This is a genomic window from Serratia sp. PL7, from assembly GCF_945957435.1.
This window is the reverse complement of record NZ_CAMFLB010000003.1, coordinates 396,573-420,211: the sequence shown is the minus strand read 5'-3', so window position 1 is coordinate 420,211 and position 23,639 is coordinate 396,573. Positions and strand designations below refer to the sequence as shown.

The window sequence follows — 23,639 nt, the reverse complement described above, 5'->3', positions numbered from 1 at the left end:
TCATCGCCGCGGTCGTTCTCTCATCCTCCCGCCTCCTCCCCCATGAAAAATCCTGTTACGGATGATTACCCTTTCCGGCGACTCCCGCACTATCGGCCCATTGATTTTCAACGCCACGCGCAGCAGGGATACCGGATTTATGTCGTCAATGCCTATCGCTACTCAGCCCACCCTGTACCGGATCCATCCGGCCAGTTTCCGTGACGGAAACGGGGACGGCGTGGGCGACGCGCACGGCATGCTGGCGGCGCTGCCGTATCTGAAAGCGCTGTCGATCGACGGCCTGTTGCTGCCGCAGACGCTGGCGCCGGGGGCCGAGGCGACGGTGACGGGCGAAGGGCTGACGCTGTGGTACGGCGATGAAGCCAACCGCGTTCGCAATGCCGTCGCGCCGCGGCGGTTCGCCCACGGTGCGCTGGCGCTGGACGTGATGCCGTTCAGCGCGGAGAAGCTGGTGGCGGTGCTGCACGCCCGTCGTACCACATTGGCGGACAGCCTGTGGAGCACCGGGGACGCCGATCAGCCCCGGGTGGTCAGCCGCTGGGGGCAGGGCGACCTGCGTTCCGCCGCCGCCTTTCTGACGCTGCTGGCGATGCTACCGGCGCCAATCTGCCTGTATCAGGGCGAGGAGCTGGGGCTGCCGCATGCCGCCGGCCTGCAAGATCCGCGCGGCGCGCAAACGCCGATGCCGTGGCACGAAGCCCCCGAACAGGTCACCGCCGGCGAAATCAGCTGGTATCAACAGGTGGCGATCGAACACCGCGCATTGGCCATCAGCCGCCAACAGCACGACAGCCACTCCACCTTACGTTACTGCCAGGCGCTGTTGGCCCTGCGTCGTTCGCCGCTCATCCAGCGCGGCGAACTGAACGGAGTCAGCCAGCGGGACGGCGTGGTGCGCTTACTTATTACCCATCAGGATCAATGCCTTGAAGCGCTGATAAACCTGCAGCCTTATACTCAGGCGGCCGCGCCGTCTGAGGCGACCTTGCCGTTGGCATGGCAGCACGGCGCGCAGCAAGAGGGTCATCAATGGGTTTTGGCGGGCTTTGCCTCCGCCATTTTCACACGACATGTTAACTGCGAAAGCAGGGGAGTAACGCATGGCTAGCGTGACACTGCGCAGCGTTTATAAGGCCTTCGGTGAGGCCGTGATTTCCAAAGACGTCAATCTGACCATCGAAGACGGCGAGTTTGTGGTGTTTGTCGGGCCTTCGGGCTGCGGTAAATCGACGCTGCTGCGCATGATCGCCGGGCTGGAGGACATCACCTCCGGCGAGCTGCTGATCGGCGAGAAACGTATGAATGAGGTGCCGCCTTCCGAGCGCGGCATCGGCATGGTGTTCCAATCCTATGCGCTGTATCCGCACCTGTCGGTGGCGGACAACATGTCGTTCGGCCTGAAGCTGGCCGGCGCCAAGAAAGCGGAAATCAACCAACGGGTGAACCAGGTCTCCGAGGTGCTGCAGCTGGCGCACCTGCTCGACCGGCGGCCGAAGGCGCTGTCCGGCGGGCAGCGTCAGCGCGTGGCGATCGGCCGCACGCTGGTGGCCGAACCGGACGTATTCCTGCTCGACGAACCGCTGTCCAACCTCGACGCCGCGCTGCGGGTACAGATGCGCATCGAGATCTCCCGTCTGCACAAGCGCCTGCAGCGCACCATGATTTACGTCACCCACGATCAGGTCGAAGCGATGACGCTGGCCGACAAGATCGTGGTGCTCGACGCCGGTCGCGTGGCGCAGGTCGGCAAGCCGCTGGAACTGTATCACTACCCGGCCAACCGCTTCGTCGCCGGGTTTATCGGCTCGCCGAAGATGAACTTCCTGCCGGTCAAGGTGACCGCGGCGGAGCCGCAACAGGTGCAGGTCGAACTGCCCAACCGCCAGCTGGTCTGGCTGCCGGTGGAAGGCGCGGGCGTTCAACCCGGCGCCAACCTGTCACTGGGCATTCGCCCTGAACATCTGCTGCCCGGCGAAGCCTCAGAAGTGCGGCTTACCGGCGACGTACAGGTGGTGGAGCAGCTCGGCAACGAGACGCAAATCCACATCCAAATCCCGGCCATCCGTCAAAACCTGGTGTACCGCCAGAATGACGTGGTGCTGGTAGAAGAAGGTGCCACATTCGCCATCGGCCTGCCGCCTCACCGCTGCCACCTGTTCCGTGAAGACGGTACGGCATGTAAACGGCTGCACCAGGAGCCGGGCGTTTAAAGCATCAAAGTCGGTATAACAGGAGAATAATGATGACTACTCTGCGCAAACTTCCTCTGGCACTGGCTGTCGCCGCCGGTGTTCTCTCTACTCAGGCGCTGGCCGTGGATTTCCACGGTTATGCCCGTTCCGGCATCGGCTGGACCGGCAGCGGCGGTGAGCAACAGTGCTTCAAGGCCACCGGCGCCGCGAGTAAATACCGTCTCGGCAACGAATGCGAAACCTACGCCGAACTGAAACTGGGGCAGGAAGTGTGGAAAGAAGGCGACAAGAGCTTCTATTTCGACACTAACCTGGCCTATTCGGTCTCGCAGCGTTCTGACTGGGAAGATGTGACCCCGGGCTTCCGCGAAGTCAACGTGCAGGGTAAAAACCTGATCGAGTGGCTGCCGGGCTCCACGCTGTGGGCCGGTAAGCGCTTCTATCAGCGTCATGACGTTCACATGATCGACTTCTACTACTGGGATATCTCCGGCCCGGGCGCCGGTCTGGAAAACATCGATCTGGGCTTCGGCAAGCTGTCCGCTGCCGTGACCCGCAACTCGGAGTCCGGCGGCTCTTACGGCTACCTGGATAACGAATGGAAACAGCGTCCAACCGTCAACGACACCTTCGACGTGCGCTTGGCCGGGCTGGAGCTGAACCCGGGCGGCACCCTGGAGCTGGGCGTGGACTACGGCCGCGCCAATGCGCAGGATAACTACCGCCTGGCCGACGGCGCCAGCAAAGACGGCTGGATGTTCACCGCCGAACACACGCAGAGTATCCTGAACGGTTACAACAAGTTCGTGCTGCAGTACGCCACCGACTCGATGACCTCGCAGAACAACGGCCGCAACGAAGGCGCCACCATTGATAACAACGGCAAGATGATCCGCGTGTTGGATCACGGCGCCATCGACTTCAACGATCAGTGGGCACTGATGTACGTCGCCATGTTCCAGGACATCGACCGCGACAACAACAACGGCACCACCTGGTACACCGTGGGCGTGCGCCCGATGTACAAATGGACGCCGATCATGAGCACCTTGCTGGAGGCGGGCTATGACAACGTCAAATCCCAGCGCACCGGCGATCGCAACGGCCAGTATAAAGTGACCCTGGCGCAGCAATGGCAGGCGGGCAACAGCATTTGGTCGCGTCCGGCCATCCGCCTGTTCGCCACCTACGCCAAGTGGGACGAGAAGTGGGGCTACGCCACCGGCGATGACACCGGGTATAACGCCGGCACCGCTTACAACGACACCAGCATGCATACCTTCAGCCGCGGCAAGGATGACGAAGTCACCTTCGGCGCCCAGATGGAAATTTGGTGGTAACGACGACAGGACGGGGAGGGCCGCCGGCTCTCTCCCAACCGCATTCGCCGCGGCCGGATCTCTTGCCTGATCCGCCGCGGCGCTGAAAGAGGATATAACGATGAAAAAGAATCTGCTGTCACTCTGCCTGTCGCTGGCGCTGACCGTCGGCGCGCCTTTGGCGGCCAACGCCGATACGCCGGCCAACGTTTCCGTCGCCCCGGCCATCAGCGCCGCCACGCTGCAAAGCCTGCCGTGGCAGCCGCTGCAACCGCCGGTGTCGCAAGAGGTGAAGCTCGACGCCGTCAGCCCGCAGCTCAATCAGGGCGACATTCAGGGGGCGATCGCCGCCTATACGCTGCCGGCCGATCGCGGCTCGCTGGAGGTGACGCTGAGCAGCCTCGCTAAAAACAATTCGCTGTACGCGCCGAGCGTGCTGGTGCTGGACGAGCATCTGCGCCCGGCGGCGTATTACCCGAGCAGCTATTTCCCTTACCAGCCGCCGGGAGCAATGTCCTCCGATCGCCTCGAAGGCACGTTGAAACTGACGCCGGCGCTTGGTCAAAAACAGATTTACCTGCTGGTGTACACCACTCGGCAGGACTTGGCGAAAACCACGCAGTTGACCAATCCGGCCAAGGCCTATGCGCAGGGCGTGGGCAACGCGGTGCCGGATATCCCGGATCCAATCGCCGGCCACGCGACGAGCGGCACGCTGAAGCTCAAGGTGACCGCGGAACAGGGCACCGGCAACGTGATGATCGGTATGCTGCAGCCTGCGCCGACCGTGGCGCCGGTGGTGGTAGGATCAAACGCACCGGCCGCTGTGGCGGCGCCGGCACCGACCCCAGAGAAACCGGCGGAGCCGATGCTCAACGATACCGAAAGCTACTTCAATAATGGCATCAAGCAGGCGGTGAAGGCGGGCGATATCGACAAGGCGCTGAAACTGATGAATGAGGCCGAGAAGTTGGGCTCGACCACTGCGCGTAAAACGTTTATCAGCAGCGTTAAAGGCAAGGGGTAACACCCAGCGCTGCCGATGCTGGCTCGATGATTGGTGCGCCTTGGCGCACCTTTTTTCATCCGCGCGCCAGCGTTGCGCCGATCAACGCCAGTAGACGGGCGTTGTCCACCTGCTGCATGATGCGCACCGGCTTGCCCTGCGGCGGCGGCATGCCGACCGTCAGGCGTAGGCTGTCCGGCCGCCAACGGCGTGAGCTGCCGCGCGTCAACGCCCCTTCCAGCGCCACATCCACATGGAACATTTCGGTCGTGACCAGCTGCGGTTCCAGCAGCCAGGCGATCACCAGCGCATCATGGATCCAGCAGCCCGGCAGGCGCCGCGTATGGCGCGAATAGTCGATCCACGGCTGCGTGGTGGCGCGCAAATAGCGGCACAGCGGCGTATCCGGCTGCGTCAGTGCGGCCAGATCCGCCTGGGTCAGCATGGTCTGGGTGGTGACATCCAGCGGCGCCAGCGTGATAGCGGCGCCGCTGTTCAGCACCAGCCGTGCCGCTTCCGGATCCAGGCCGAAATTGGTGTCCTTGATGTACCCGTCGACGTTGAATACGCCACCCATGATTACGATCTCTTTCACCGCCTGCGCCATCTGCGGGTAAAGCTGCATGGCGTGCGCAACGTTGGTCAGCGGGCCGATCGCCGCCAGCGTGATCTCGCCGGGATGGCGGCAGATCAGCTCGCCGATGGCGATGGCGGCGTCCGGTGCGGGCGCGTTGGCGAGTGAGGGCGCGGGCAAGTCGCGCCACAGCGCTGCCAGCTTGGGATCGGCGATCGGGCGGTCCAGATGCGCGCGCCACGGCTCCGGCGGCTCACTCAGGGCGCGCGCCGCGCCGAGGGCGACAGGAACCTGATAGCCGCTCTGCGCCAGCAGATCGGTGGCGACGGCGAAGCCCACTTCGCGCGGGGTGTTGCCGGCCACGATGCTGATCAGCTCCAGCTGCAGCTGCGGTTTGGCCGCCAGCGCCAGGGCCAGCGCCAGCCCGTCGTCGACGTTGGCGCCGGGGACGCCATTGCCGGGATCGCAATCAATGATTAAACGCATATAAGGTGTCCTGAAAACCCGCTAACAGCCGCATGAATGGCGGATGCGCAGTTGAAAAGCGAATTCATGCAGCTCGGCGGGCGCGGCACCGGCGGCCAGCATGGCGATGGCCCGCTTGGCCATGGCGTCGATCGGTTGCTCGACCGCGCTGAGCGGCGGCACGCTGAATTCGGATTGCTGCGTGCCGTTAAAACAAATCAGCGCCAGATCGTCCGGTGCGCGCAACCCATGCTCTGCCAGCGCCGACAGGCAGCCGAGCGCCTGCTGTTCGTTAGAGGTGAAAACGGCGCGTGGGCGTGGGCCTTGCACCAGGCACTGGGTGGCCTGGTAGCCGCCTTGGCGGGTGTAGGGCACCTCGAAAATCCACTCGTCGCGCGGCACAATGCCCGCCTCCAGCAGCGCATCGCGCCAGCCGTTCAGGCGATCCTGCGCGTTGAGCATGGTCAGCGGGCCGATAAAAATGCCGATGTCGCGATAGCCGTGCTGCAGCAGATGGCGGGTCGCCTGGCAGGCGGCGTCGCGCTCGTCGACGCGGATGGCGCAGACGCCGGCCTGGCTGTCGATGGTGTCTATCATCACGCAGGGCGTGCCGGAGGCGCGGATCAGCTCGAACCACGGATGGCGATCGACGCTGGTGTACAGCAGGCCGTCGACCTGGCGGCGCAGCAGGTTGTTGATCAGCTCATACTCACGCTGCCGGTCATCGCCGGCGTCACCCAGCAGCAGCACGCGGCCGCGGCTGAAGGCCTCTTGCTGCAGTGCCCGCGCCAGCGTGGCGAAGAAAGGGTTGGAAATATCCGGCACCACCAGCCCGTAGGTTTGCGTGCTGCCGGAGGCCAATGCCCGCGCGATGTCGTTAGGCCGGTAGCCGGTCTGCTCGATCGCCGCCAGCACGCGCAGCCGGGTGGCTTCCGCCACCGGGCGTGGGCCGTTGTTGATCACATAGCTGACCACGGCGACGGAGGTGCCCGCTACGCGGGCCACGTCGGCGCGGGTAACGCGTCGCGCGGAGTGATTATCCAAATTGGGTTCCTGTTCGCCTTCTCGCTACGCGGCATCCTGCGGCAGGTTGAGATCGCGGCCGCGGGTTTCGGGAGCAAAGAAGGTGGTGATTAAGCCGATGGCCGCCATTACAACAAAATAGCAGGCGACAGGCCACCAGTGACCGAAACCGGACAGCAGCGCGGTGGCGATCAGCGGCGCGGTGCCGCCGGAGAGGATCGAACCGAGCTCTTTGGCGAACGCCATCTTGGAGTAGCGATTCTTCACGCCGAACAGTTCGACGCCGTAGGCCGCCTGCACGCCGAAGATCCCCAGCGACGCGATGCACATGCCGACCACGATCACCGAGATGACGATCGCCGGTTCACGGCTGTCGAGCAGCCAGAACGCCGGGAAAGCGTACAGCACCAGCAGCAGGCAGAACCAGCGGTAGGTGATGCGGCGGCCGAAGCGATCGGACAGCCAGCCGGCCAGCGGGATCACCAGAAAACCGCACAGCGAGGCGATCAACACCGCCAGCGCCGGCACCGATTTATCGACCATCAGCACCTTGGCGACATAGCCGACGATAAAGCCCTGGCACAGGTAGGAAGGGCCGTTTTCGCCGATGCGCAGGCCGAGCATCACCCAGAACGCTTTGGTGCGCTGCAGGTAGCTGCGCGTATCCGGCGCGGCCTGGGCGGCGTCCAGCATGCGCTGGTGGTTTTGTTGCAGCTCGCGTTCGAAGACCGGCGTTTCCCGCACGTGGCGACGCAGGTACAGCGCCGCACCGGCGATCAGAATGCTGGCGAGGAACGGAATGCGCCAGCCCCAGCTCATCAGGTCTTCCTTGTCCAGCTGTAGTACCAGCAGCCATACCAGCGACGCCAGCAGGGTGCCGCTGTTGGAGCCGATGGCGATGATCGACGCTACCAGCCCGCGCCGCTTGGCCGGCGCGTATTCCGCCAGCATCACCGCGCCGCCGGACAGTTCCGCACCGGCGCCGAACCCCTGCGCGAAGCGCAGGATCACCAGGCAGGCGGGCGCCCAGACGCCGATTTGCGCATAGGACGGGATCAGGCCGATCAGCGTGGTGGAGAGGCCCATCAGCGCCACGGTGGTGATCAGCACCACGCGGCGGCCTTTGCGGTCGCCGATCCAGCCGAACACCAGCGCGCCGATCGGCCGCGCGACGAAGCCGACGGAGTAGGTGGCGAAACTGGCCAGCAGCGCCACCAGCGGCGTGGCTTCCGGGAAGAACACGTCGCCGAACACCATGCCGGCCGCCAGGCCGTACAGCGCGAAGTCGACGTATTCCATGGCGGTACCGAGCCAGCAAGAGAAGGTGGCGCGCCAAAATTGGCTACGCCCCTCTTTGGTTGCCAGGCGTTCATCGGCCGCCAGCGCGGCGTCGGCGGTCTGTGAAGGGGCAAGCGTTGTTTCGCTCATGGCAGTGCTATCCTCTTTTGTTCTGCGCCTGGAGGGGCGCGGCTAAAGATGGTTTCCCTGGTGCCGGCAACAAAGGTGTGCCGACAAATCATGTCGGACGCATGGCGATTCAACGCTGCTGTATCAGGGTATCTACGCGCGTAGATAACACAACGCGAGGAAGCTGAAACTTTGCGGGCGATCACAGAATCGTCAGCGCGCCGGGAAATGAAGATAGAGAAGGCGGATGGCAAAAAGATGACAGAACCCCGGTTTTTCCGGCCGATAGGCCTGCCGTTTTCGCCACGAATCAGCCTGCCGCTTTCGCATTTCTGCGCTACAATGGGGGCCTGTTAACAGTTTGTATCGCCTGGCGCGCCACACCGGCCGCGGTTCAGGCGAGGAGTAAAGCAATGTCTGGCATCAGGGATTCCATCCTGCCGCCGCTGGAGTGGTTGTCCGAACAGGATCCTCCGGCGCCCGCCGCCGTCAGCGACTGGCTGATGGAGTTAGGCTCCATGACCCGCCGATTTGAACGCCATTGCGCCCAGGTGCGCGTCGAACCGCAGCGCGAATGCTTCGTCACGCGCGAGGCGCTGGGCGACGAGGCGAACCACCTGCCCGACAGCCCGCGCTACTGGCTGCGCGAAGTGGTGCTGCTGGGCGACGACCAGCCCTGGCTGCTTGGGCGCACGGTGATCCCGGAACATACGCTGACCGGCCCCGATCAGGCGTTGGTGGATCTGGGCACGCTGCCGCTCGGGCGCTATCTGTTCAGCAGCGGCGATCTGACCCGCGACTATATCCATATCGGCCGGCAGGACGCGCTGTGGGCGCGTCGTTCACGGCTGCGGCTGGCGGGCAAGCCGCTGTTGCTGACCGAACTATTTTTACCGGCTTCGCCGCTGTATTCAGCGGTCCCCGCATAAAGAGAGGAGAGCAAGACGTTGGAGGGAAGCGTGACTCAAAGTAAATGGCGGGCTTACAGCCATTTGATGCGCATTGATAAACCGATCGGCACGCTGTTGTTGTTGTGGCCGACGCTGTGGGCGCTGTGGCTGGCCGGGAAAGGCGTGCCGCCGCTCTCGATTCTGGTGGTGTTCGTGCTCGGCGTGTTCCTGATGCGCGCCGCCGGCTGCGTGGTGAATGACTACGCCGATCGCGCGGTGGACGGCTACGTAAAGCGCACCGCCGGGCGGCCGATGCCGAGCGGTCGGGTGAGCGCGAAAGAGGCCAAGGTGCTGTTCGTGGTGCTGGTGCTGATCTCCTTCTGCCTGGTATTGACGCTGAACGCTATGACCATCTGGCTGTCGCTGGCGGCACTGGCGCTAGCCTGGGTGTATCCGTTTATGAAGCGGGTGACCAACCTGCCGCAGTTCGTGCTGGGTGCCGCGTTCGGCTGGGGCATTCCGATGGGCTATGCGGCGGTCAGCGAATCGCTGCCGCTCAGCTGCTGGCTGCTGCTGCTGGCCAACATCTGCTGGACGGTGGCCTACGACACGCTGTATGCGATGGTCGACCGCGACGATGACCTGAAGATCGGTATCAAATCTACCGCTATCCTGTTCGGGCGCTATGACAAGCTGATCGTCGGGTTGCTGCAGTTCGCGACGCTGCTGCTGCTGGTGTGGGTCGGTTATCTGGCGCAGCTCGGCGGCGCGTTTTACTGGTCGCTGTTGCTGGCGGGCGCGCTGTTCATTCACCAGCAAAAGCAGATCGCCGGGCGTGAGCGCGAAGCCTGCTTCAAGGCCTTCCTGCAGAACAACTATGTCGGGCTGGTGGTGTTTATCGGCATCGCGCTGAGTTATCTGCCTGCGTAACGGTTTCCTGCAGCAAGAAAAAAGGCACCTCTCGGGGTGCCTTTTGTGTTTCCGCGCCGGACGAAATCACTCGTCTTGCTCTTCTTGCGCATCGGTTTGCGGCAGAGCGTTGGTCTCTTCCGGCATGTTGACGCTTTCGATGGTCAGCTTGATTTCCGGTGTGATCAGATCGCTCAGCATGTTGTACACCTCGAGGGTGTGCTCGCGGATCGCATCGCCGCTGTCGTTGATATAGCCTTCTTCGCGCAGCGTCGCCACCAGGGTGGAGAATACCGCTTTATCGAAGAACTCCGGCGCGTTGATGCCGTGCAGCACCGACAGACGCTGCGCCATGATGCGGCTTTCTTTCTCCAGCGCGCCGCGGTTGATGCTCGGGTTAGCGCTGAGGATCGACATAGTGATGGCGTAGCGTTGCAGGGTTTCGCGCACCCCGGCGGCCAGCAGCTGCAGCGGGCGAATGCGCGCCGGGTTCAGCACCAGCTCGTCGCCTTTGTCGCAGATAAGCTGTTGGCGGATCAGCTCGTCGATCATCGGCCGCAGCACGTCCGGCAGCTGTTCCTTGTCGTTATGCAGGAACAGCTCGGCTTTCAGCATCGGGTAGATCATGCCGATCTGGCGCAGCAGTTCGGCGCGCGATACCCGGCGATGATGCATGACGATGCTGGCGATCAGCGACGGCAACACCAGCAGGTGGTGGATGTTGTTGCGGTAATAGGTCATCAGCACCGCCTGCTCGCGCGGCAGAATGATGATGTCGCCGATGTTGTCCTTTTCCACCTCGAACTTGTTCATGTTCAGCGCGTGATCCAGCAGCTCGTCCGGCGTCTGCGTCGGTACGGTGACATCATGGGCGTAAGGCGCGTTGCGCATCAGCTGCAGGTAACACTCGAGCTGCTCGAGCAGCTGTTCGCGGGTCAGCGAACGCTGGCGCGAGGCCAGCAGCGCGGTGGAACACAGGTTCATGGCGTTGGCCGCGGCGGCGTTGTTGATGCGCACCATGATCTGGCCGGCGAGATCGTTGACCGTCGGCGTCAGCCAGCTTGGGCGTTGAGCTTCGATCGGATCGATCGACTCGCGCCACTGCGGCACGTGCTGGTTGAGGTAAGCGGTCAACGGCAGCGGTTCGCCGAAGTTGACGTAACCCTGGCCCAGATTGCGCAGCTTGCGCAGGCCGCGCAGCATCTGCAGCAGGCTCTCTTTTTCCTTGGTGGCGCCGCGCAGCTCTTTGGCGTAGGTGCCCACTTCCATCACATGCTCGTAGCCGATGTAGATCGGCACCAGCGTGATCGGACGGGCGCCGCCGCGCAGCATCGCCTGGATGGTCATCGACAGGGTGCCGGTTTTCGGTTCCAGCAGACGCCCGGTGCGGGAACGGCCGCCTTCCACGAAATATTCCACCGAGTAACCGCGAGTGAACAGCTCGCCGAGGTATTCGCGGAACACCGTCGAGTACAGCTTGTTGCCTTTAAAGGTGCGGCGGATGAAGAACGCGCCCAGGCGACGGAAGATCGGGCCGGCCGGCCAGAAGTTGAGGTTGATGCCCGCAGCGATGTGCGGCGGCACCAGGCCCTGGTGATACAGCACGTAGGACAGCAGCAGATAGTCCATGTGGCTGCGGTGGCAGGGCACGTAGACGATCTCGTGGCCGTCCTGCGCCAGCTGGCGCACGCGCTCGGCGTTGGTGACGTTGATGCCCTGATACAGCCGGTTCCAGGTCCAGCTCAGCACGCGGTCGGACAGACGCACGGTTTCGTAGGAGAAATCGGCGGCGATCTCTTCCATCAGCGCGATGGCGTTCTGCTGGGCCTTCTCGTGCGAGATCTTCTTGCTGCGCGCTTCGTCCTCGACCGCTTTTTCGATCGCTTTGGACGCCAACAGCTTGTTGAACAGGTCCTGACGGGCCGGCAGGCTCGGGCCTACCGCGGCCAGGCGCTGACGCGAGAAGTGCATGCGCGCCACGCGCGCCAGTTTCTGCGCGATGGTTTTATCCGTGCCGTGCTCGGTGGCCATGCGGCGCAGCGAAACGGTGTTGGAGAAACGCACGAAGCTGTCGCGGCCGAGCCACAGTACGGCGAAGAATTTCTGCACGCCGTTCAACAGACGCAGGTGTGGCGTGCCGTGACCTTCGCGGCCCGGCGAACGGCCGAACATGACCGAAACCGGCAGCATCTGAATGTCGAGATCCGGATTGCTGCGATGCAGATCCAGATAGTCGTGGAACAGCTTTACCGACTCTTCTTTCGGGGTGTAGTAGCGGAACACGCGCGGGCCGTCGTGAATGAACACGTAGCTCGGCAGCACGGTGCCGTCGATCTCCAGCGCGTTGAGCGGATCGGGCAGATCCTGCGCCAGACACTGGGTGCGCAGCGTCAGCAAATCCGCCTTGGAATTGTAAGGTAAAACATACAAAATCGGCCGTGAGGGATCCAACCCTAGCTCGGTAACCGGATCTGAAGGGATGACCTTACTTCTTACCAACAATTTAAGTGGTAAATTCAATATTTTATAATAAATTTTACGCCAACCTGACATAACAACGTGAAGCCTCTTGTTAGCAATGCGCCGCAAGCATACCAGAAACCGGGTAGCAGATCTGTGGTGTTCGAAAACCGAGAGCCGTCAGCGCGGACTGTTCTAGACTCTTTTTATTATGACCGACCTCTGAGAAAGGCACGAAAACATGGCAAACCAAGCAACCGGATTGACCCGCATCATCAAGGCCGCCGGCTATTCTTATAAAGGGCTTTCCGCCGCCTGGCAACACGAGGCGGCGTTCCGCCAGGAACTGGTGGTGACCCTCCTGGCTATCATACTGGCTGTCTGGCTGGACGTGGGTGCGATAGCGCGCATTTTATTGATCGGATCGGTGGCGCTGGTGATGATCGTCGAGATCCTGAACAGCGCGATCGAGGCGGTGGTGGATCGCATCGGCAGCGAACACCATGAGCTGTCCGGGCGGGCCAAGGACATGGGATCGGCGGCGGTGTCGCTGGCGATCGTGCTGGCGCTGTTCGTTTGGGGTACGGTCTTGTGGCAGCATTTTGGCTGACGAAAGTCGCCTACTGACTGATTTTTATTTATTCTTCGGTTCCCAATCCGCGCTTACCTGTATATACTCACAGCAAGACTGTATAAACAAACAGGGGGCGGAATGAAAGCACTAACTACCAGACAGCAAGAGGTCTACGATCTGATTCGCGATCATATTTCGCAAACGGGCATGCCGCCAACGCGTGCCGAGATCGCGATGCGTCTGGGGTTCCGTTCGCCTAACGCCGCCGAAGAGCACCTGAAGGCGCTGGCACGCAAAGGCGTGATCGAAATCGTCTCCGGTGCGTCGCGCGGTATCCGCCTGTTGATGGAAGAAGAAGAAGGGTTGCCGCTGATCGGTCGCGTCGCCGCCGGCGAACCGCTGCTGGCGCAGCAGCACATCGAAGGGCACTACCAGGTGGATCCTTCCCTGTTTAAACCGAGCGCCGATTTCCTGTTGCGGGTGAACGGCATGTCGATGCGCGACATCGGCATTCTGGACGGCGATCTGCTGGCGGTGCACAAAACGCAAGACGTGCGCAACGGCCAGGTCGTGGTCGCGCGCATCGAAGACGAAGTGACGGTCAAGCGCTTGAAAAAGCACGGTAACGTGGTTGAGCTGCTGCCGGAGAACAATGAATTCCAACCGATCGTGGTCGATCTGCGCCAGCAGAATTTCACGATCGAAGGGCTGGCGGTCGGCGTGATCCGCAACGGCGACTGGATTTAATCGCCGCGCCATCACCGCCGCTCCCTGTATCAATCGCCCCTGTTTTGGGGCGTTTTTGTTTCTGACTTCGCCCTTTGTCACTCTGTCACAGGAACATCCCATCATGCGCCTGATTTCCGCCTTCACCAGCGACACCGATAAAGCCCTGTGGCGCCTCGCCCTGCCGATGATTTTCTCCAATATCACCGTGCCGCTGCTCGGGCTGGTGGACACCGCGGTGATCGGCCACCTCGACAGCCCGATCTATTTGGGAGGCGTGGCGATCGGCGCGGTGGCGACCAGCTTCCTGTTCATGCTGCTGCTGTTCCTGCGCATGAGCACCACCGGCCTCGCGGCGCAGGCGCTGGGAGCGAAAAACCCGCAGGCGCTGGCGCGCGCCTTTATGCAACCGCTGCTGCTGGCGCTGTTGGCCGGGGGGGCGATCGTCCTGTTGCGCTACCCGCTGATCGAACTGGCGCTGCGGATCGTCGGCGGCGATGGCGAGGTGCTGGAGCAGGCGCGGCGTTTTCTTGAGATCCGCTGGTTGAGCGCGCCGGCGGCGCTGGCCAACCTGGTGCTGCTGGGCTGGCTGCTCGGCGTGCAGTACGTGCGTGCGCCGGTGATCCTGCTGATCGTCGGCAACCTGCTGAACATCGTGCTGGATATCTGGCTGGTGATGGGCCTGGGCTGGAACGTACGAGGGGCGGCGGCGGCCACCGCCATCGCCGAATATGCCACGCTATTGCTCGGCCTGTGGCTGGCGTGGCGAGTGATGCGTCTGCGCGGTATTACCCTGGCGATGCTGCGTCAGGCCTGGCGTGGCGATCTGCGCCGCCTGCTGGCGCTCAATCGCGACATCATGTTGCGCTCATTGCTGCTGCAGCTGTGTTTTGCGTCGCTGACCATTTTCGGCGCTCGCCTGGGGAGCGATGTGGTGGCGGTTAACGCGGTGTTGATGAACCTGCTGACGTTTACCGCCTATGCGCTCGACGGCTTCGCTTATGCGGTGGAGGCCCATTCCGGCCACGCCTACGGTGCCCGGGACGGCAGCCAACTGCGTAAGGTGTGGCACGCGGCCTGCAGGCAGGCTGGGCTGGTCGCGTTGGCTTTCGGCCTGGCGTATGCCGTTACCGGCCAGCAGATCGTGGCGGCGTTGACCTCCTTGCCGGAGCTGCGTGCGTTGGCCGCCCACTATTTACCGTGGCAGGTCATTCTGCCGCTGGTCGGGGTGTGGTGCTATTTGCTGGACGGCATGTTTATCGGTGCCACGCGCGGCGCCGAGATGCGTAACAGTATGGCGGTGGCCGCGGCAGGATATGGTCTGACGCTGTTCAGCGTGCCGCTGCTAGGCAACCACGGGCTCTGGCTGGCGCTGGCGGTGTTTCTGACGTTGCGTGGCGTAGCGCTGGGTTGGATTTGGCACCGTCATCAGGTGCGCGGCAGCTGGTTTGCTGCACGTTAGACCGGACGCTTTGTTGGGTTAATTATTAATTTATCTTATGTTTTTATTCATGTTTGCTTACATGTTTTCAGCCTGAATATTTCCGGTTTAGTTCGTTGTTTGTTAGCGTTTTTTGTGTTTATTTTTCTTTTTAATGGTTTTTTATTCTGATGTTTGGCTTTTTTATTTCCATGTTTAACTAGAATGAATCATGTGGCTGGTGAATGAAGGGGAGCGGTGCTTCTTAAGGTGAAGGGAGTATCAACCAGAAAAACTTCTGTTTAACCCCGGCCGGCGACAGGGATCACTGATTCACCACAGGTTAACGGAGAGACTATGAATAAAGATCAAGCCGACGGTAACTGGAAGCAGCTGAAAGGCAAAGTGAAGGAAAAATGGGGCAAGCTGACCGATGACGATCTGACGGTCATCGAAGGGAAACGCGAACAGCTAGTCGGTAAAATCCAGGAGCGCTACGGTTACCAGAAAGAGGCGGCCGAGAAAGAGGTGAAAGCCTGGGAAGATCACACCAAACACCGCTGGTAACACGCAGGGCCGCCACTGACGGCGGCCGGCAACAGCGCAGGCCGGCGTCGCTCCATCCTCTGGCGCCCCGGCTGCAGGTACAGGGAAGTACCTGACTTCGTATTATTTCTTCTTGATGGCGATGCTGTGATCGTGTTCGGCGCAATCATGCTTGCTGTCACAAGCCTCAACTTCAACGCAACCGGCGCACAGACCGTGCGCTTCCACCACGCTGTGCCGCAGCGCAAATCCGGCTTCCTGCGCCAGCTTCTGCAGCGTTTCTTCCACGCCTTCGGTGGTGCGTTCGGTCACCTGGCCGCAGCGGTCGCAGATAAACAGCGCGGACGTATGCATCGGCTGTTCGAAATGGTGGCACAGCACGTAGCTGTTGGCCGATTCCACTCTATGGATAAACCCTTGCTCCAGCAGAAAATCCAGCGCGCGGTAGACCGTCGGCGGCTTGGCCTGCGGTTCGGCGACGCGCAGCAGATCGAGCAGGTCATATGCGCTGATTGCACCGGGTTGCTGAGTCATCAGACGCAGCACTTCCAGCCGTTGCGGCGTCAATCGCACATTGCGTTGCTGGCAGAGGCGTTCAGCCTGCGCCAGCAGCTTTTCCTGGGTGGTTGAGTTCATCGCAAATATCCCGGTACGTAAAAAAGCCGATTTTACCATGATTACGGCGAATCGCCGAGAGTTGCCCCCTTTTCCCCTGAGGATAGCGCAAGGAAAAGCGCGCCGATCGCGCGAAAAGAGAGTTGCATCACAACTTTTCCCCGCCGTCGGGCGGCAAATCAACGTTGCCGGTTTTAGCGCTGGAGAGCGGGGGACGAGAGCGGTATAACGCCTTTCACCCGCGTGATGAGCAGGAGCCCTGTGTGATGACGGAAAGAGAGAAGCTGTTAAGCGGCCTGGAGTACAACAGCCGCGATGAAGAACTGATCGCCCTGTACCATCGGGCGAGGGCGTTGACCAAAAGCTTGGGGGCGCTGGACTCGCATCAGGCGGACGAGAAAAACCGCCTGCTCGGCGAGCTGTTTGGCGCCTGGGGGAAGGCGAGTTGGATTGAAACGCCATTCTGGTGCGACTACGGGCAGCATGTCCGCATCGGTAAAAACTGTTTTATCAACGTCAATGCGGTGTTCCTCGATTGTAATACCATCACCATCGGCGACAACACGCTGATCGGCCCCAACGTGCAAATCTATACGCCGAGCCACCCGCTGAAGGCCGCAGAGCGCTTCACCGGCGATCCGGATTTCCCTTTCCGCACCTCGGCGCAGCCGGTGTCCATTGGCAACAACGTCTGGATCGGCGGCAACGTAGTGATCCTGCCGGGAGTGACCATCGGCGACGGCACGACCATCGGCGCGGGCAGCATCGTCACCGGCGACATCCCGGCCAACGTGCTGGCGCTGGGGCAGCCATGCCGGGTTATCCGCTCGTTGGAATAGGGCGTTATCGACGAGCAGGAGGCAAGGGGGCGGGATGGCTCTCTTTGCGGTGCGGGCCGTCGTTTGCCAACGGGCGGTCATCGGCCAACGCCAAGCGTGCGGCCGCCAGGCGGCTCATGACGGTGCCGATTGGCACCGCCAGCACTTTCGCGGCCTCCCGATAGGATAGCCCTTCGATATACACCAGAAACAGCGCGTTGCGCTGAGCCGCCGGCAGCCGGCTGACGCGTCGCATCACTTCATGGAGCCAGACCGGCTGTTCACCGTTGTCCGCATCGCCCAGCTCTTCCGCCGCCATGCAGCCTTGCCCCTGGCGAAGATGTTGGGCGCGAACTTCATTGAGCCAGATGGAGTGCAGGATGGAAAACAACCAGCGATCCAGGTGCGAACCGGGAGTGAATTGCGCAGCGCGCTCCAGCGCACGCAGGCAGGTCGCCTGCACCAGATCGTCGGCGATATCCCGCCGGTGCGAAAGCACCAGCGCATAGCGCCACAGGCGGGAGAGATAGTGGCCGAGTTCATCGCGTATCGCATCGCCGCTGATAGTCACCTCCGCAGGCGCGTCGGATCAAGATTCCGGGTGGCGGTCGATGGCCGCCGCCAAATCGCGGTACTCCTCGCATTTGGTGCCGCACAGCGACTGGATCACCTGCAGCTGCTGGCGCGCCAGATCGGGTCGGCCTTTCAGCATGTAGGCTTCCCCCAGGTACTCGCGCACTTTAGGGTATTTCGGATCGAGAGCTACTGATTTTAAATAATAGCCGATACCCTCATCGGTGCGGCCAAGTTTGCGCGTGGCGTAGCCGCGATAGTTCAGCGCAACGGCGGTGTTGGGATCTTTCAGCGTGTTGAGCATATCGAGCGCTTCCTGATAGCGGCCGCTTTTCGCCAGCGCATAGGCGTAGTTAGTGCGGTCGACGTCGTCGACCTTGCCGCTTTTATCCACCATGCAGGTCTGAGTTTTGCTGTCGTAGACCTGGCCTTTCGGGCAGGTCGGCGGGGTTTGGCTGCTGCCGTCGCCGCCCATCGCCAGCGCCGTGCCGGAAAACAGCAGGCAGCCGGCAATGGCCGATGCCAGCAGGCGTTTAATGAAGCTGTTCATGGTTGTGTCCTCAAGGCAGAGGCGCCGTGCGCGCCCGTAATGAGATAACACCTGAACGAGTGGGTTTATTCGCCTTGTCTCCGCTTATTTTTGCCGGCGGCAAGCGGGTTTTCCCAACGGCGCCGATTGTCGTTATAATAGCCGTTTGCGGCCGCGCGCCGTTCGTTGAACCCAGACAGACTCAGGTAGCCAGTAACTCAGCATGACGAAAGACAACCACGCCCCAACCTACGCCGCCAATCGTTTCTCCATCGCGCCGATGCTCGACTGGACCGATCGTCATTGCCGTTACTTCCACCGCCTGCTGACCAAGGAAACGCTGCTGTACACCGAAATGGTGACCACCGGCGCGATCATCCACGGCAAGGGCGACTATCTGGCCTACAGCGAAGAAGAGCATCCGGTGGCGCTGCAGCTGGGCGGCAGCGATCCGGCCGCGCTGGCGCATTGCGCCAAGCTGGCGGAGCAGCGCGGTTACGATGAGATTAACCTCAACGTCGGCTGCCCGTCCGATCGCGTGCAAAACGGCATGTTCGGCGCCTGTCTGATGGGCCAGGCGGCGCTGGTCGCCGACTGCATCAAGGCAATGCGCGACGTCGTATCGATACCAGTGACGGTGAAGACCCGCATCGGCATCGACGATCAGGACAGCTACGCCTTCCTGTGCGACTTTATCCAGACCGTCGCCGGGCGCGGCGAGTGCGACATGTTCACTATCCACGCTCGCAAAGCCTGGCTCTCCGGCCTCAGCCCGAAAGAGAACCGCGAAGTGCCGCCGCTGGACTACCCGCGCGTTTATCAGCTGAAGCGGGATTTCCCGGCGCTGACCATCGCCATTAACGGCGGAGTGAAAACGCTGGAAGAGGCGCAGCAGCATCTGCAGCATCTGGACGGTGTGATGATGGGGCGCGAGGCGTATCAGAATCCGGGTATCCTGGCGCGGGTCGACAGCGAACTGTTCGGCGCGCAGACCGCGGTGCCGGACAGCGTGGCGATCGTCGAAGCGCTGTATCCGTATATCGAGCGCGAGCTGTCCAACGGCACCTATCTCGGCCACATCACCCGTCACATCCTCGGTTTGTTCCAGGGCGTGCCGGGCGCGCGCCAGTGGCGTCGCCACCTGAGCGAGAACGCCCACAAGCCGGGCGCCGATGCGCGGGTGGTGGAGCAGGCGCTGGCGCTGGTGCGTCAGCCGCGCGTCGAAATGGCGTAACCCGCAAAAAATTTGACCAATAGTTAGTGTTTTTCGCCAGGCATTCGGTACGTTACCGGATGCCTGTCCTATTTTTTCAATAGGTTAGCCCTTCCGCCATTCTGGCACGCTTCTTGTAATCCACTCTGCAGATACGTTGTATTGCAAAGGAGCAATCATGTTGGAAATCTTCTTTCTCATTGGCTTTGTGGTGATGCTGATGGTGACCGGCATCTCGCTGCTGGGGATCTTCGCCGCGTTGTTGGTGGCGGCGGCGTTCATGCTGTTGGGCGGGTTGTTCGCGGTGGTGATTAAGCTGCTGCCGTGGCTGATTTTGGCGGTGGTCGGGGTATGGATTTACCGTTCGATGCAGAAACCGCAGGCCAGGCGTTACTGATTTTTTGCTGAATAATCAGTCAGTCGCGATGAAACTTGCATAACTGCCCGCCACGCTAATGCGGCAGCGATCACAGCTTGGCAGTTTTACCCGGCGATGTGGCACATAAAGCGTGTTTTTTGCCGCACGGGGCTGTTAGGATGTGGGGCGATGCAGTGATGCGACCGATTTCATCACCGTGAGAGACAACCAAAATTCGTGTTGCTGAAGCAACCCCCTGTCTCTGGCGGACTCTGCTCTACCCCTACAAAACGCAGTAACAGAAAGGGCTCCGTAAGGAGCCCTTTTCTTTGGCCGCGATCAGGGGATCAGCAGGCTGGAGCCACTGGTGCTGCGGCTTTCCAGCACCTGGTGCGCACGCTGGGCGTCGGCCAGCGCGAATTTCTGCTCGTCTTTCACTTCTACCCGAATGGCGCCGCTGCCGATCAGGGAGAACAGCTCGTTGCTGGCGTACTGCAGCTCGGCGCGGTTGGTGATATAGCCGTTGAGGGAAGGGCGGGTGACGTACAGCGAGCCCTTCTGATTCAGCAGCGCCAGATCGACGCCGGTCACCGGGCCTGAGGCGTTGCCGAAGCTGACCATCAGGCCGCGACGCTTCAGGCTGTCGAGCGAGGCCAGCCAGGTGCTTTTACCCACCGAATCGTACACCACGCCGACCTTCTCGCCCTGCGTCAGCTCGGCCACCCGCTGGGCGATATCCTCTTTGTGGTAGTTGATGGTGGCCCAGGCGCCGGCCTGTTTCGCCAGCGCGGCCTTCTCGTCGGAACCGACGCTGCCGATCAGGCGCGCACCCAGCGCTTTCGCCCACTGGCAGGCGATCAGCCCGACGCCGCCGGACGCGGCATGGAACAGGAACACTTCACCCGGTTGCACGTCATAGGTCTGGCGCAGCAGGTAGTATACCGTCAGCCCTTTGAGGAAAGAGGCTGCACCCTGTTCAAAGCTAAGGTTGCCCGGCAGCAGCGCCACGCGTTCTGCCGAGACGTTGTGGATCTCGCTGTAGGCGCCGAGCGCCGATTGCGCATACACCACCCGGTCACCCGGTTTGAGGACGCTGACCCCGGCGCCGACCTTGGTCACCACGCCGGCCGCTTCGGTGCCGAGGCCGCTCGGCAGGCTGGCCGGCGCGTACAGTCCGCTGCGCACATAGGTGTCGATGTAGTTGATGCCGATCGCCTTGTTCTCGATCTGCACTTCGCCGGCAGCCGGATCGAGCGGTGTAAAATCAACGTATTGCAAGACTTCCGGCCCGCCGGTGGCGGAGAATTGAATGCGCTTGGCCATGTTCTACCCTCATTTGGTTATCTGAATTCACCCTATGCCTTTTGGCTGCGGAGATCTAGCCTGCCCGTGCGCCAGCCTGTGGCAATTATGCGGCGGAATCGTGCGGAAAAATCACGTATACTCTTGCGTCAGCAGCCTCACCCTCATTCGCAACCGGATAAAGACTACGTTTCATGGCAGGAAAAAAACCAACCAACAAAACAAACGCGGACGAAACCAGAGAGCGTTCCAGAGATCGTCAGATGGAAGGGCTGAAGATGCCGCCGCACTCGCTGGAGGCCGAGCAGTCGGTGTTGGGCGGTTTGATGCTGGATAACGAGCGCTGGGACAACGTGGCGGAGCGCGTGGTCGCCAACGACTTCTTCAGCCGCCCACATCGCCTGATCTTTACCGAGATGCAGCGTCTGCTGGAGATGAGCAAGCCTATCGACCTCATCACCCTGTCCGAATCGCTCGAGCAGAAGGGTGAACTGGACTCGGTCGGCGGCTTCGCCTACCTGGCCGAGCTGTCGAAAAACACCCCGAGCGCCGCCAACATCGGCGCCTACGCCGACATCGTGCGCGAGCGCGCGGTGGTGCGCGAAATGATCTCGGTGGCTAACGAAATCGCCGACGCCGGCTACGATCCGCAGGGGCGCAGCAGCGAAGACCTGCTCGATCTGGCGGAATCCCGCGTATTCCAAATCGCCGAGAACCGCGCCAGCAAAGACGAAGGCCCGAAGGGCATCGAACGCATCCTGGAAGACACCGTATCGCGCATCGAGCAGCTGTATCAGCAGCCGCACGACGGCGTGACCGGGGTCGATACCGGCTATCAGGACCTCAACAAGAAAACCGCGGGCATGCAAAAGTCCGATCTGATCATCGTCGCCGCCCGTCCATCGATGGGGAAAACCACCTTCGCCATGAACCTGTGCGAAAACGCCGCGATGACCCAGGAAAAACCGGTGCTGATCTTCAGCCTGGAGATGCCCGGCGAGCAGATCATGATGCGTATGCTGGCGTCGCTGTCGCGCGTGGATCAGACGCGCATCCGTACCGGCCAGCTCGACGACGAGGACTGGGCGCGCATTTCCAGCACCATGGGTATCCTGCTGGAGAAGCGCAACATGTACATCGACGATTCCTCCGGCCTGACGCCGACCGAAGTGCGCTCGCGCGCGCGGCGCATTTTCCGCGAGCACGACGGGCTTAGCCTCATCATGATTGACTACCTGCAGCTGATGCGCGTGCCGGCCCTGTCCGACAACCGTACGCTGGAGATCGCCGAGATTTCGCGCTCGCTGAAGGCGCTGGCGAAAGAGCTGCAGGTGCCGGTGGTGGCGCTGTCGCAGCTGAACCGTAGCCTGGAGCAGCGCGCCGACAAACGCCCGGTTAACTCCGACCTGCGTGAATCCGGCTCTATCGAGCAGGACGCCGACCTGATTATGTTCATCTATCGTGATGAGGTGTATCACGAGAACAGCGATCTGAAAGGGATCGCGGAAATTATTATCGGTAAGCAGCGTAACGGCCCGATCGGTACCGTGCGCCTTACCTTTAACGGCCAGTGGTCGCGTTTCGACAACTACGCGGGGCCACAATACGATGACGAATAATCAGCTAAGGAACTGAAATGAAAGCGGCAACCGCTGTAATCGACCGCCGCGCTCTGCGACATAATCTGCAACAGGTGCGCCGCCAGGCGCCGCAAAGCCGCCTGATTGCCGTTGTGAAAGCAAACGCTTATGGACATGGCCTGCTGGAAACAGCACACACCCTGCAAGACGCCGATTGCTACGGCGTGGCGCGCATCGGCGAGGCGCTGATGCTGCGCTCCGGCGGCATCGTCAAGCCGATCCTGCTGCTGGAAGGCTTCTTCAGTGCCGAAGATCTGCCGGTGCTGGTGGCGAACAACATCGAAACCGCGGTGCACAGCATCGAACAGCTCGAAGCGCTGGAGCAGGCCGAGCTGGCGCGCCCGGTGCCGGTGTGGATGAAGCTCGATACCGGCATGCATCGGCTGGGGGTGCGCCCCGAACAGGCGGAAGCGTTTTATCAGCGCCTGTGCGCCTGCCGCAACGTGGCGCAGCCGGTCAATATCATGAGTCACTTCAGCCGCGCCGACGAGCCGGAATCCGACACCACGTTGAAACAGATCGCCTGCTTCGAGCAGTTCGCGCGCGGCAAACCGGGCCAGCGTTCGGTCGCCGCCTCCGGCGGCACGCTGCTGTGGCCGGACGCCCACAACGAGTGGGTGCGCCCCGGCATCATTCTGTACGGCGTGTCGCCGCTGGATAACGGCAGCGGCGCCGAGCATGGGCTGCAGCCGGCGATGACCCTGAAGTCCAGCCTGATCGCGGTGCGCGAGCACAAAGCCGGCGAAGCGGTCGGCTACGGCGGCACCTGGGTCAGCCCGCGCGATACCCGGCTGGGCGTGGTGGCGATGGGATACGGCGACGGCTACCCGCGCAGCGCGCCGACCGGTACGCCGATCCTGATCAACGGCCGCGAAGTGCCGATTGTAGGCCGGGTGTCGATGGACATGATTTCGGTCGATCTCGGGCCGGATGCCGCCGATAAGGTGGGGGATGAAGCGGTGTTGTGGGGGCCGGCATTGCCGGTCGAGCGTATCGCCGCCTGCACCGGCATCAGCGCTTATGAACTGATCACCAAGCTCACGCAGCGCGTGGCGATGGAATACATCGGCGACTGAT

23 protein-coding genes are annotated in these 23,639 nt (G+C 61.9%); 15 read left to right on the top strand and 8 right to left on the bottom strand.

Translation table 11 applies throughout. The annotated features are described in order from the left end of the window. The first annotated feature begins 139 nt into the window (after positions 1-139). From N6G83_RS54820 to malM, 4 genes are all read left to right on the top strand, one after another. Positions 140-1,111, top strand: coding sequence for an alpha-amylase family glycosyl hydrolase (locus tag N6G83_RS54820; protein ID WP_164099891.1), 972 nt, complete (start codon positions 140-142; stop codon positions 1,109-1,111). Beyond that, positions 1,104-2,213, top strand: coding sequence for a maltose/maltodextrin ABC transporter ATP-binding protein MalK (gene malK / locus N6G83_RS20105; RefSeq protein WP_025304462.1), 1,110 nt, complete (start codon positions 1,104-1,106; stop codon positions 2,211-2,213). Before N6G83_RS54820 ends, malK begins: the two co-directional genes overlap by 8 nt. Positions 2,214-2,245: 32 nt before the next feature. Beyond that, complete coding sequence (locus N6G83_RS20100) at positions 2,246-3,535, top strand: maltoporin (protein WP_025304461.1); 1,290 nt, start codon at positions 2,246-2,248, stop codon at positions 3,533-3,535. Between the two features lie 100 nt (positions 3,536-3,635). After that, positions 3,636-4,541, top strand: a complete 906-nt coding sequence (gene malM, locus N6G83_RS20095) for a maltose operon protein MalM (protein ID WP_260515783.1) — start codon at positions 3,636-3,638, stop codon at positions 4,539-4,541. Positions 4,542-4,596: 55 nt separating this feature from the next. Here the strand turns inward: malM and N6G83_RS20090 are convergent, their stop codons facing one another. From N6G83_RS20090 to N6G83_RS20080, 3 genes are read right to left on the bottom strand one after another with little or no spacing between them, the layout of a single operon-like run. Continuing rightward, positions 4,597-5,580: a nucleoside hydrolase gene (locus N6G83_RS20090; RefSeq protein WP_043139664.1), complete on the bottom strand. Its 984-nt coding sequence runs from the start codon at positions 5,578-5,580 to the stop codon at positions 4,597-4,599. A 21-nt stretch (positions 5,581-5,601) separates the two neighbouring features. Further along, complete coding sequence (locus N6G83_RS20085) at positions 5,602-6,603, bottom strand: LacI family DNA-binding transcriptional regulator (protein ID WP_049204318.1); 1,002 nt, start codon at positions 6,601-6,603, stop codon at positions 5,602-5,604. A gap of 24 nt (positions 6,604-6,627) precedes the next feature. After that, positions 6,628-8,010, bottom strand: coding sequence for an MFS transporter (locus tag N6G83_RS20080; RefSeq protein WP_043139666.1), 1,383 nt, complete (start codon positions 8,008-8,010; stop codon positions 6,628-6,630). Between the two features lie 392 nt (positions 8,011-8,402). Between N6G83_RS20080 and ubiC the strand changes: the two genes are divergently transcribed. Next, positions 8,403-8,918 carry a chorismate lyase gene (ubiC, locus tag N6G83_RS20075; RefSeq protein WP_033651214.1) on the top strand — a complete coding sequence of 172 codons (516 nt, stop codon included), beginning with the start codon at positions 8,403-8,405 and terminating at the stop codon, positions 8,916-8,918. Between the two features lie 18 nt (positions 8,919-8,936). Beyond that, entirely contained in the window at positions 8,937-9,809 is an 873-nt protein-coding gene (ubiA, locus tag N6G83_RS20070) for a 4-hydroxybenzoate octaprenyltransferase (RefSeq protein WP_025304455.1), read from the top strand. 66 nt (positions 9,810-9,875) lie between these two features. Here the strand turns inward: ubiA and plsB are convergent, their stop codons facing one another. After that, positions 9,876-12,341 carry a glycerol-3-phosphate 1-O-acyltransferase PlsB gene (gene plsB, locus N6G83_RS20065; RefSeq protein ID WP_049208287.1) on the bottom strand — a complete coding sequence of 822 codons (2,466 nt, stop codon included), beginning with the start codon at positions 12,339-12,341 and terminating at the stop codon, positions 9,876-9,878. Between the two features lie 148 nt (positions 12,342-12,489). Here plsB and N6G83_RS20060 point away from each other — a divergent pair, with 148 nt between their 5' ends. From N6G83_RS20060 to N6G83_RS20045, 4 genes are all read left to right on the top strand, one after another. Continuing rightward, the gene (locus N6G83_RS20060; protein WP_015379225.1) at positions 12,490-12,858 is read left to right on the top strand and encodes a diacylglycerol kinase; all 369 of its coding nucleotides are present in this window, start codon (positions 12,490-12,492) and stop codon (positions 12,856-12,858) included. 102 nt (positions 12,859-12,960) lie between these two features. Beyond that, entirely contained in the window at positions 12,961-13,569 is a 609-nt protein-coding gene (gene lexA, locus N6G83_RS20055) for a transcriptional repressor LexA (protein WP_025160136.1), read from the top strand. A 103-nt stretch (positions 13,570-13,672) separates the two neighbouring features. Further along, positions 13,673-15,010: an MATE family efflux transporter DinF gene (dinF, locus tag N6G83_RS20050; protein ID WP_025304452.1), complete on the top strand. Its 1,338-nt coding sequence runs from the start codon at positions 13,673-13,675 to the stop codon at positions 15,008-15,010. A 315-nt stretch (positions 15,011-15,325) separates the two neighbouring features. Then, a complete protein-coding gene (locus N6G83_RS20045; RefSeq protein ID WP_004936743.1) occupies positions 15,326-15,535 on the top strand; it encodes a CsbD family protein in 210 nt (69 codons plus the stop codon). Positions 15,536-15,637: 102 nt separating this feature from the next. On the opposite strand, the gene zur is transcribed toward N6G83_RS20045, so the two are convergent. Next, positions 15,638-16,150: a zinc uptake transcriptional repressor Zur gene (gene zur / locus N6G83_RS20040; RefSeq protein ID WP_015379223.1), complete on the bottom strand. Its 513-nt coding sequence runs from the start codon at positions 16,148-16,150 to the stop codon at positions 15,638-15,640. 245 nt (positions 16,151-16,395) lie between these two features. On the opposite strand from zur, the gene N6G83_RS20035 reads away from it, so the two are divergent. Continuing rightward, the gene (locus N6G83_RS20035; protein WP_025304451.1) at positions 16,396-16,968 is read left to right on the top strand and encodes a sugar O-acetyltransferase; all 573 of its coding nucleotides are present in this window, start codon (positions 16,396-16,398) and stop codon (positions 16,966-16,968) included. A gap of 4 nt (positions 16,969-16,972) precedes the next feature. Here N6G83_RS20035 and N6G83_RS20030 read toward each other — a convergent pair whose 3' ends face one another. Together N6G83_RS20030 and N6G83_RS20025 are read right to left on the bottom strand one after the other, a co-directional pair. Further along, positions 16,973-17,518: an RNA polymerase sigma factor gene (locus tag N6G83_RS20030; RefSeq protein ID WP_038629948.1), complete on the bottom strand. Its 546-nt coding sequence runs from the start codon at positions 17,516-17,518 to the stop codon at positions 16,973-16,975. An 18-nt stretch (positions 17,519-17,536) separates the two neighbouring features. Beyond that, positions 17,537-18,070 carry a tetratricopeptide repeat protein gene (locus N6G83_RS20025; protein ID WP_043139672.1) on the bottom strand — a complete coding sequence of 178 codons (534 nt, stop codon included), beginning with the start codon at positions 18,068-18,070 and terminating at the stop codon, positions 17,537-17,539. A 202-nt stretch (positions 18,071-18,272) separates the two neighbouring features. Between N6G83_RS20025 and dusA the strand changes: the two genes are divergently transcribed. Both dusA and pspG read left to right on the top strand, forming a co-directional pair. Next, positions 18,273-19,283 (top strand): tRNA dihydrouridine(20/20a) synthase DusA, encoded by a 1,011-nt coding sequence (dusA, locus tag N6G83_RS20020; RefSeq protein WP_127146301.1) that lies wholly within the window; start codon positions 18,273-18,275, stop codon positions 19,281-19,283. 157 nt (positions 19,284-19,440) lie between these two features. Beyond that, on the top strand, positions 19,441-19,659 hold the full coding sequence (gene pspG, locus N6G83_RS20015; protein WP_025304448.1) for an envelope stress response protein PspG: 219 nt from the start codon (positions 19,441-19,443) through the stop codon (positions 19,657-19,659). Between the two features lie 300 nt (positions 19,660-19,959). On the opposite strand, the gene N6G83_RS20010 is transcribed toward pspG, so the two are convergent. Further along, positions 19,960-20,943 carry a quinone oxidoreductase gene (locus tag N6G83_RS20010; protein WP_025304447.1) on the bottom strand — a complete coding sequence of 328 codons (984 nt, stop codon included), beginning with the start codon at positions 20,941-20,943 and terminating at the stop codon, positions 19,960-19,962. A 173-nt stretch (positions 20,944-21,116) separates the two neighbouring features. Between N6G83_RS20010 and dnaB the strand changes: the two genes are divergently transcribed. Both dnaB and alr read left to right on the top strand, forming a co-directional pair. Further along, positions 21,117-22,541 carry a replicative DNA helicase gene (dnaB, locus tag N6G83_RS20005; protein ID WP_025160134.1) on the top strand — a complete coding sequence of 475 codons (1,425 nt, stop codon included), beginning with the start codon at positions 21,117-21,119 and terminating at the stop codon, positions 22,539-22,541. A 17-nt stretch (positions 22,542-22,558) separates the two neighbouring features. Then, on the top strand, positions 22,559-23,638 hold the full coding sequence (gene alr / locus N6G83_RS20000; RefSeq protein WP_167324653.1) for an alanine racemase: 1,080 nt from the start codon (positions 22,559-22,561) through the stop codon (positions 23,636-23,638). Position 23,639: the final 1 nt, after the last annotated feature.

What these genes read in the sequence shown, in the direction of transcription:
- N6G83_RS54820 (WP_164099891.1), top strand. Translation starts at nt 140, where the DNA reads ATGTCGTCAATGCCTATCGCTACTCAGCCCACCCTGTACCGGATCCAT.
- malK (WP_025304462.1), top strand. Translation starts at nt 1,104, where the DNA reads ATGGCTAGCGTGACACTGCGCAGCGTTTATAAGGCCTTCGGTGAGGCC.
- N6G83_RS20100 (WP_025304461.1), top strand. Translation starts at nt 2,246, where the DNA reads ATGACTACTCTGCGCAAACTTCCTCTGGCACTGGCTGTCGCCGCCGGT.
- malM (WP_260515783.1), top strand. Translation starts at nt 3,636, where the DNA reads ATGAAAAAGAATCTGCTGTCACTCTGCCTGTCGCTGGCGCTGACCGTC.
- N6G83_RS20090 (WP_043139664.1), bottom strand. Translation starts at nt 5,580, where the DNA reads ATGCGTTTAATCATTGATTGCGATCCCGGCAATGGCGTCCCCGGCGCC.
- N6G83_RS20080 (WP_043139666.1), bottom strand. Translation starts at nt 8,010, where the DNA reads ATGAGCGAAACAACGCTTGCCCCTTCACAGACCGCCGACGCCGCGCTG.
- ubiC (WP_033651214.1), top strand. Translation starts at nt 8,403, where the DNA reads ATGTCTGGCATCAGGGATTCCATCCTGCCGCCGCTGGAGTGGTTGTCC.
- plsB (WP_049208287.1), bottom strand. Translation starts at nt 12,341, where the DNA reads ATGTCAGGTTGGCGTAAAATTTATTATAAAATATTGAATTTACCACTT.
- N6G83_RS20060 (WP_015379225.1), top strand. Translation starts at nt 12,490, where the DNA reads ATGGCAAACCAAGCAACCGGATTGACCCGCATCATCAAGGCCGCCGGC.
- lexA (WP_025160136.1), top strand. Translation starts at nt 12,961, where the DNA reads ATGAAAGCACTAACTACCAGACAGCAAGAGGTCTACGATCTGATTCGC.
- dinF (WP_025304452.1), top strand. Translation starts at nt 13,673, where the DNA reads ATGCGCCTGATTTCCGCCTTCACCAGCGACACCGATAAAGCCCTGTGG.
- N6G83_RS20045 (WP_004936743.1), top strand. Translation starts at nt 15,326, where the DNA reads ATGAATAAAGATCAAGCCGACGGTAACTGGAAGCAGCTGAAAGGCAAA.
- zur (WP_015379223.1), bottom strand. Translation starts at nt 16,150, where the DNA reads ATGAACTCAACCACCCAGGAAAAGCTGCTGGCGCAGGCTGAACGCCTC.
- N6G83_RS20035 (WP_025304451.1), top strand. Translation starts at nt 16,396, where the DNA reads ATGACGGAAAGAGAGAAGCTGTTAAGCGGCCTGGAGTACAACAGCCGC.
- N6G83_RS20025 (WP_043139672.1), bottom strand. Translation starts at nt 18,070, where the DNA reads ATGAACAGCTTCATTAAACGCCTGCTGGCATCGGCCATTGCCGGCTGC.
- dusA (WP_127146301.1), top strand. Translation starts at nt 18,273, where the DNA reads ATGACGAAAGACAACCACGCCCCAACCTACGCCGCCAATCGTTTCTCC.
- pspG (WP_025304448.1), top strand. Translation starts at nt 19,441, where the DNA reads ATGTTGGAAATCTTCTTTCTCATTGGCTTTGTGGTGATGCTGATGGTG.
- N6G83_RS20010 (WP_025304447.1), bottom strand. Translation starts at nt 20,943, where the DNA reads ATGGCCAAGCGCATTCAATTCTCCGCCACCGGCGGGCCGGAAGTCTTG.
- dnaB (WP_025160134.1), top strand. Translation starts at nt 21,117, where the DNA reads ATGGCAGGAAAAAAACCAACCAACAAAACAAACGCGGACGAAACCAGA.
- alr (WP_167324653.1), top strand. Translation starts at nt 22,559, where the DNA reads ATGAAAGCGGCAACCGCTGTAATCGACCGCCGCGCTCTGCGACATAAT.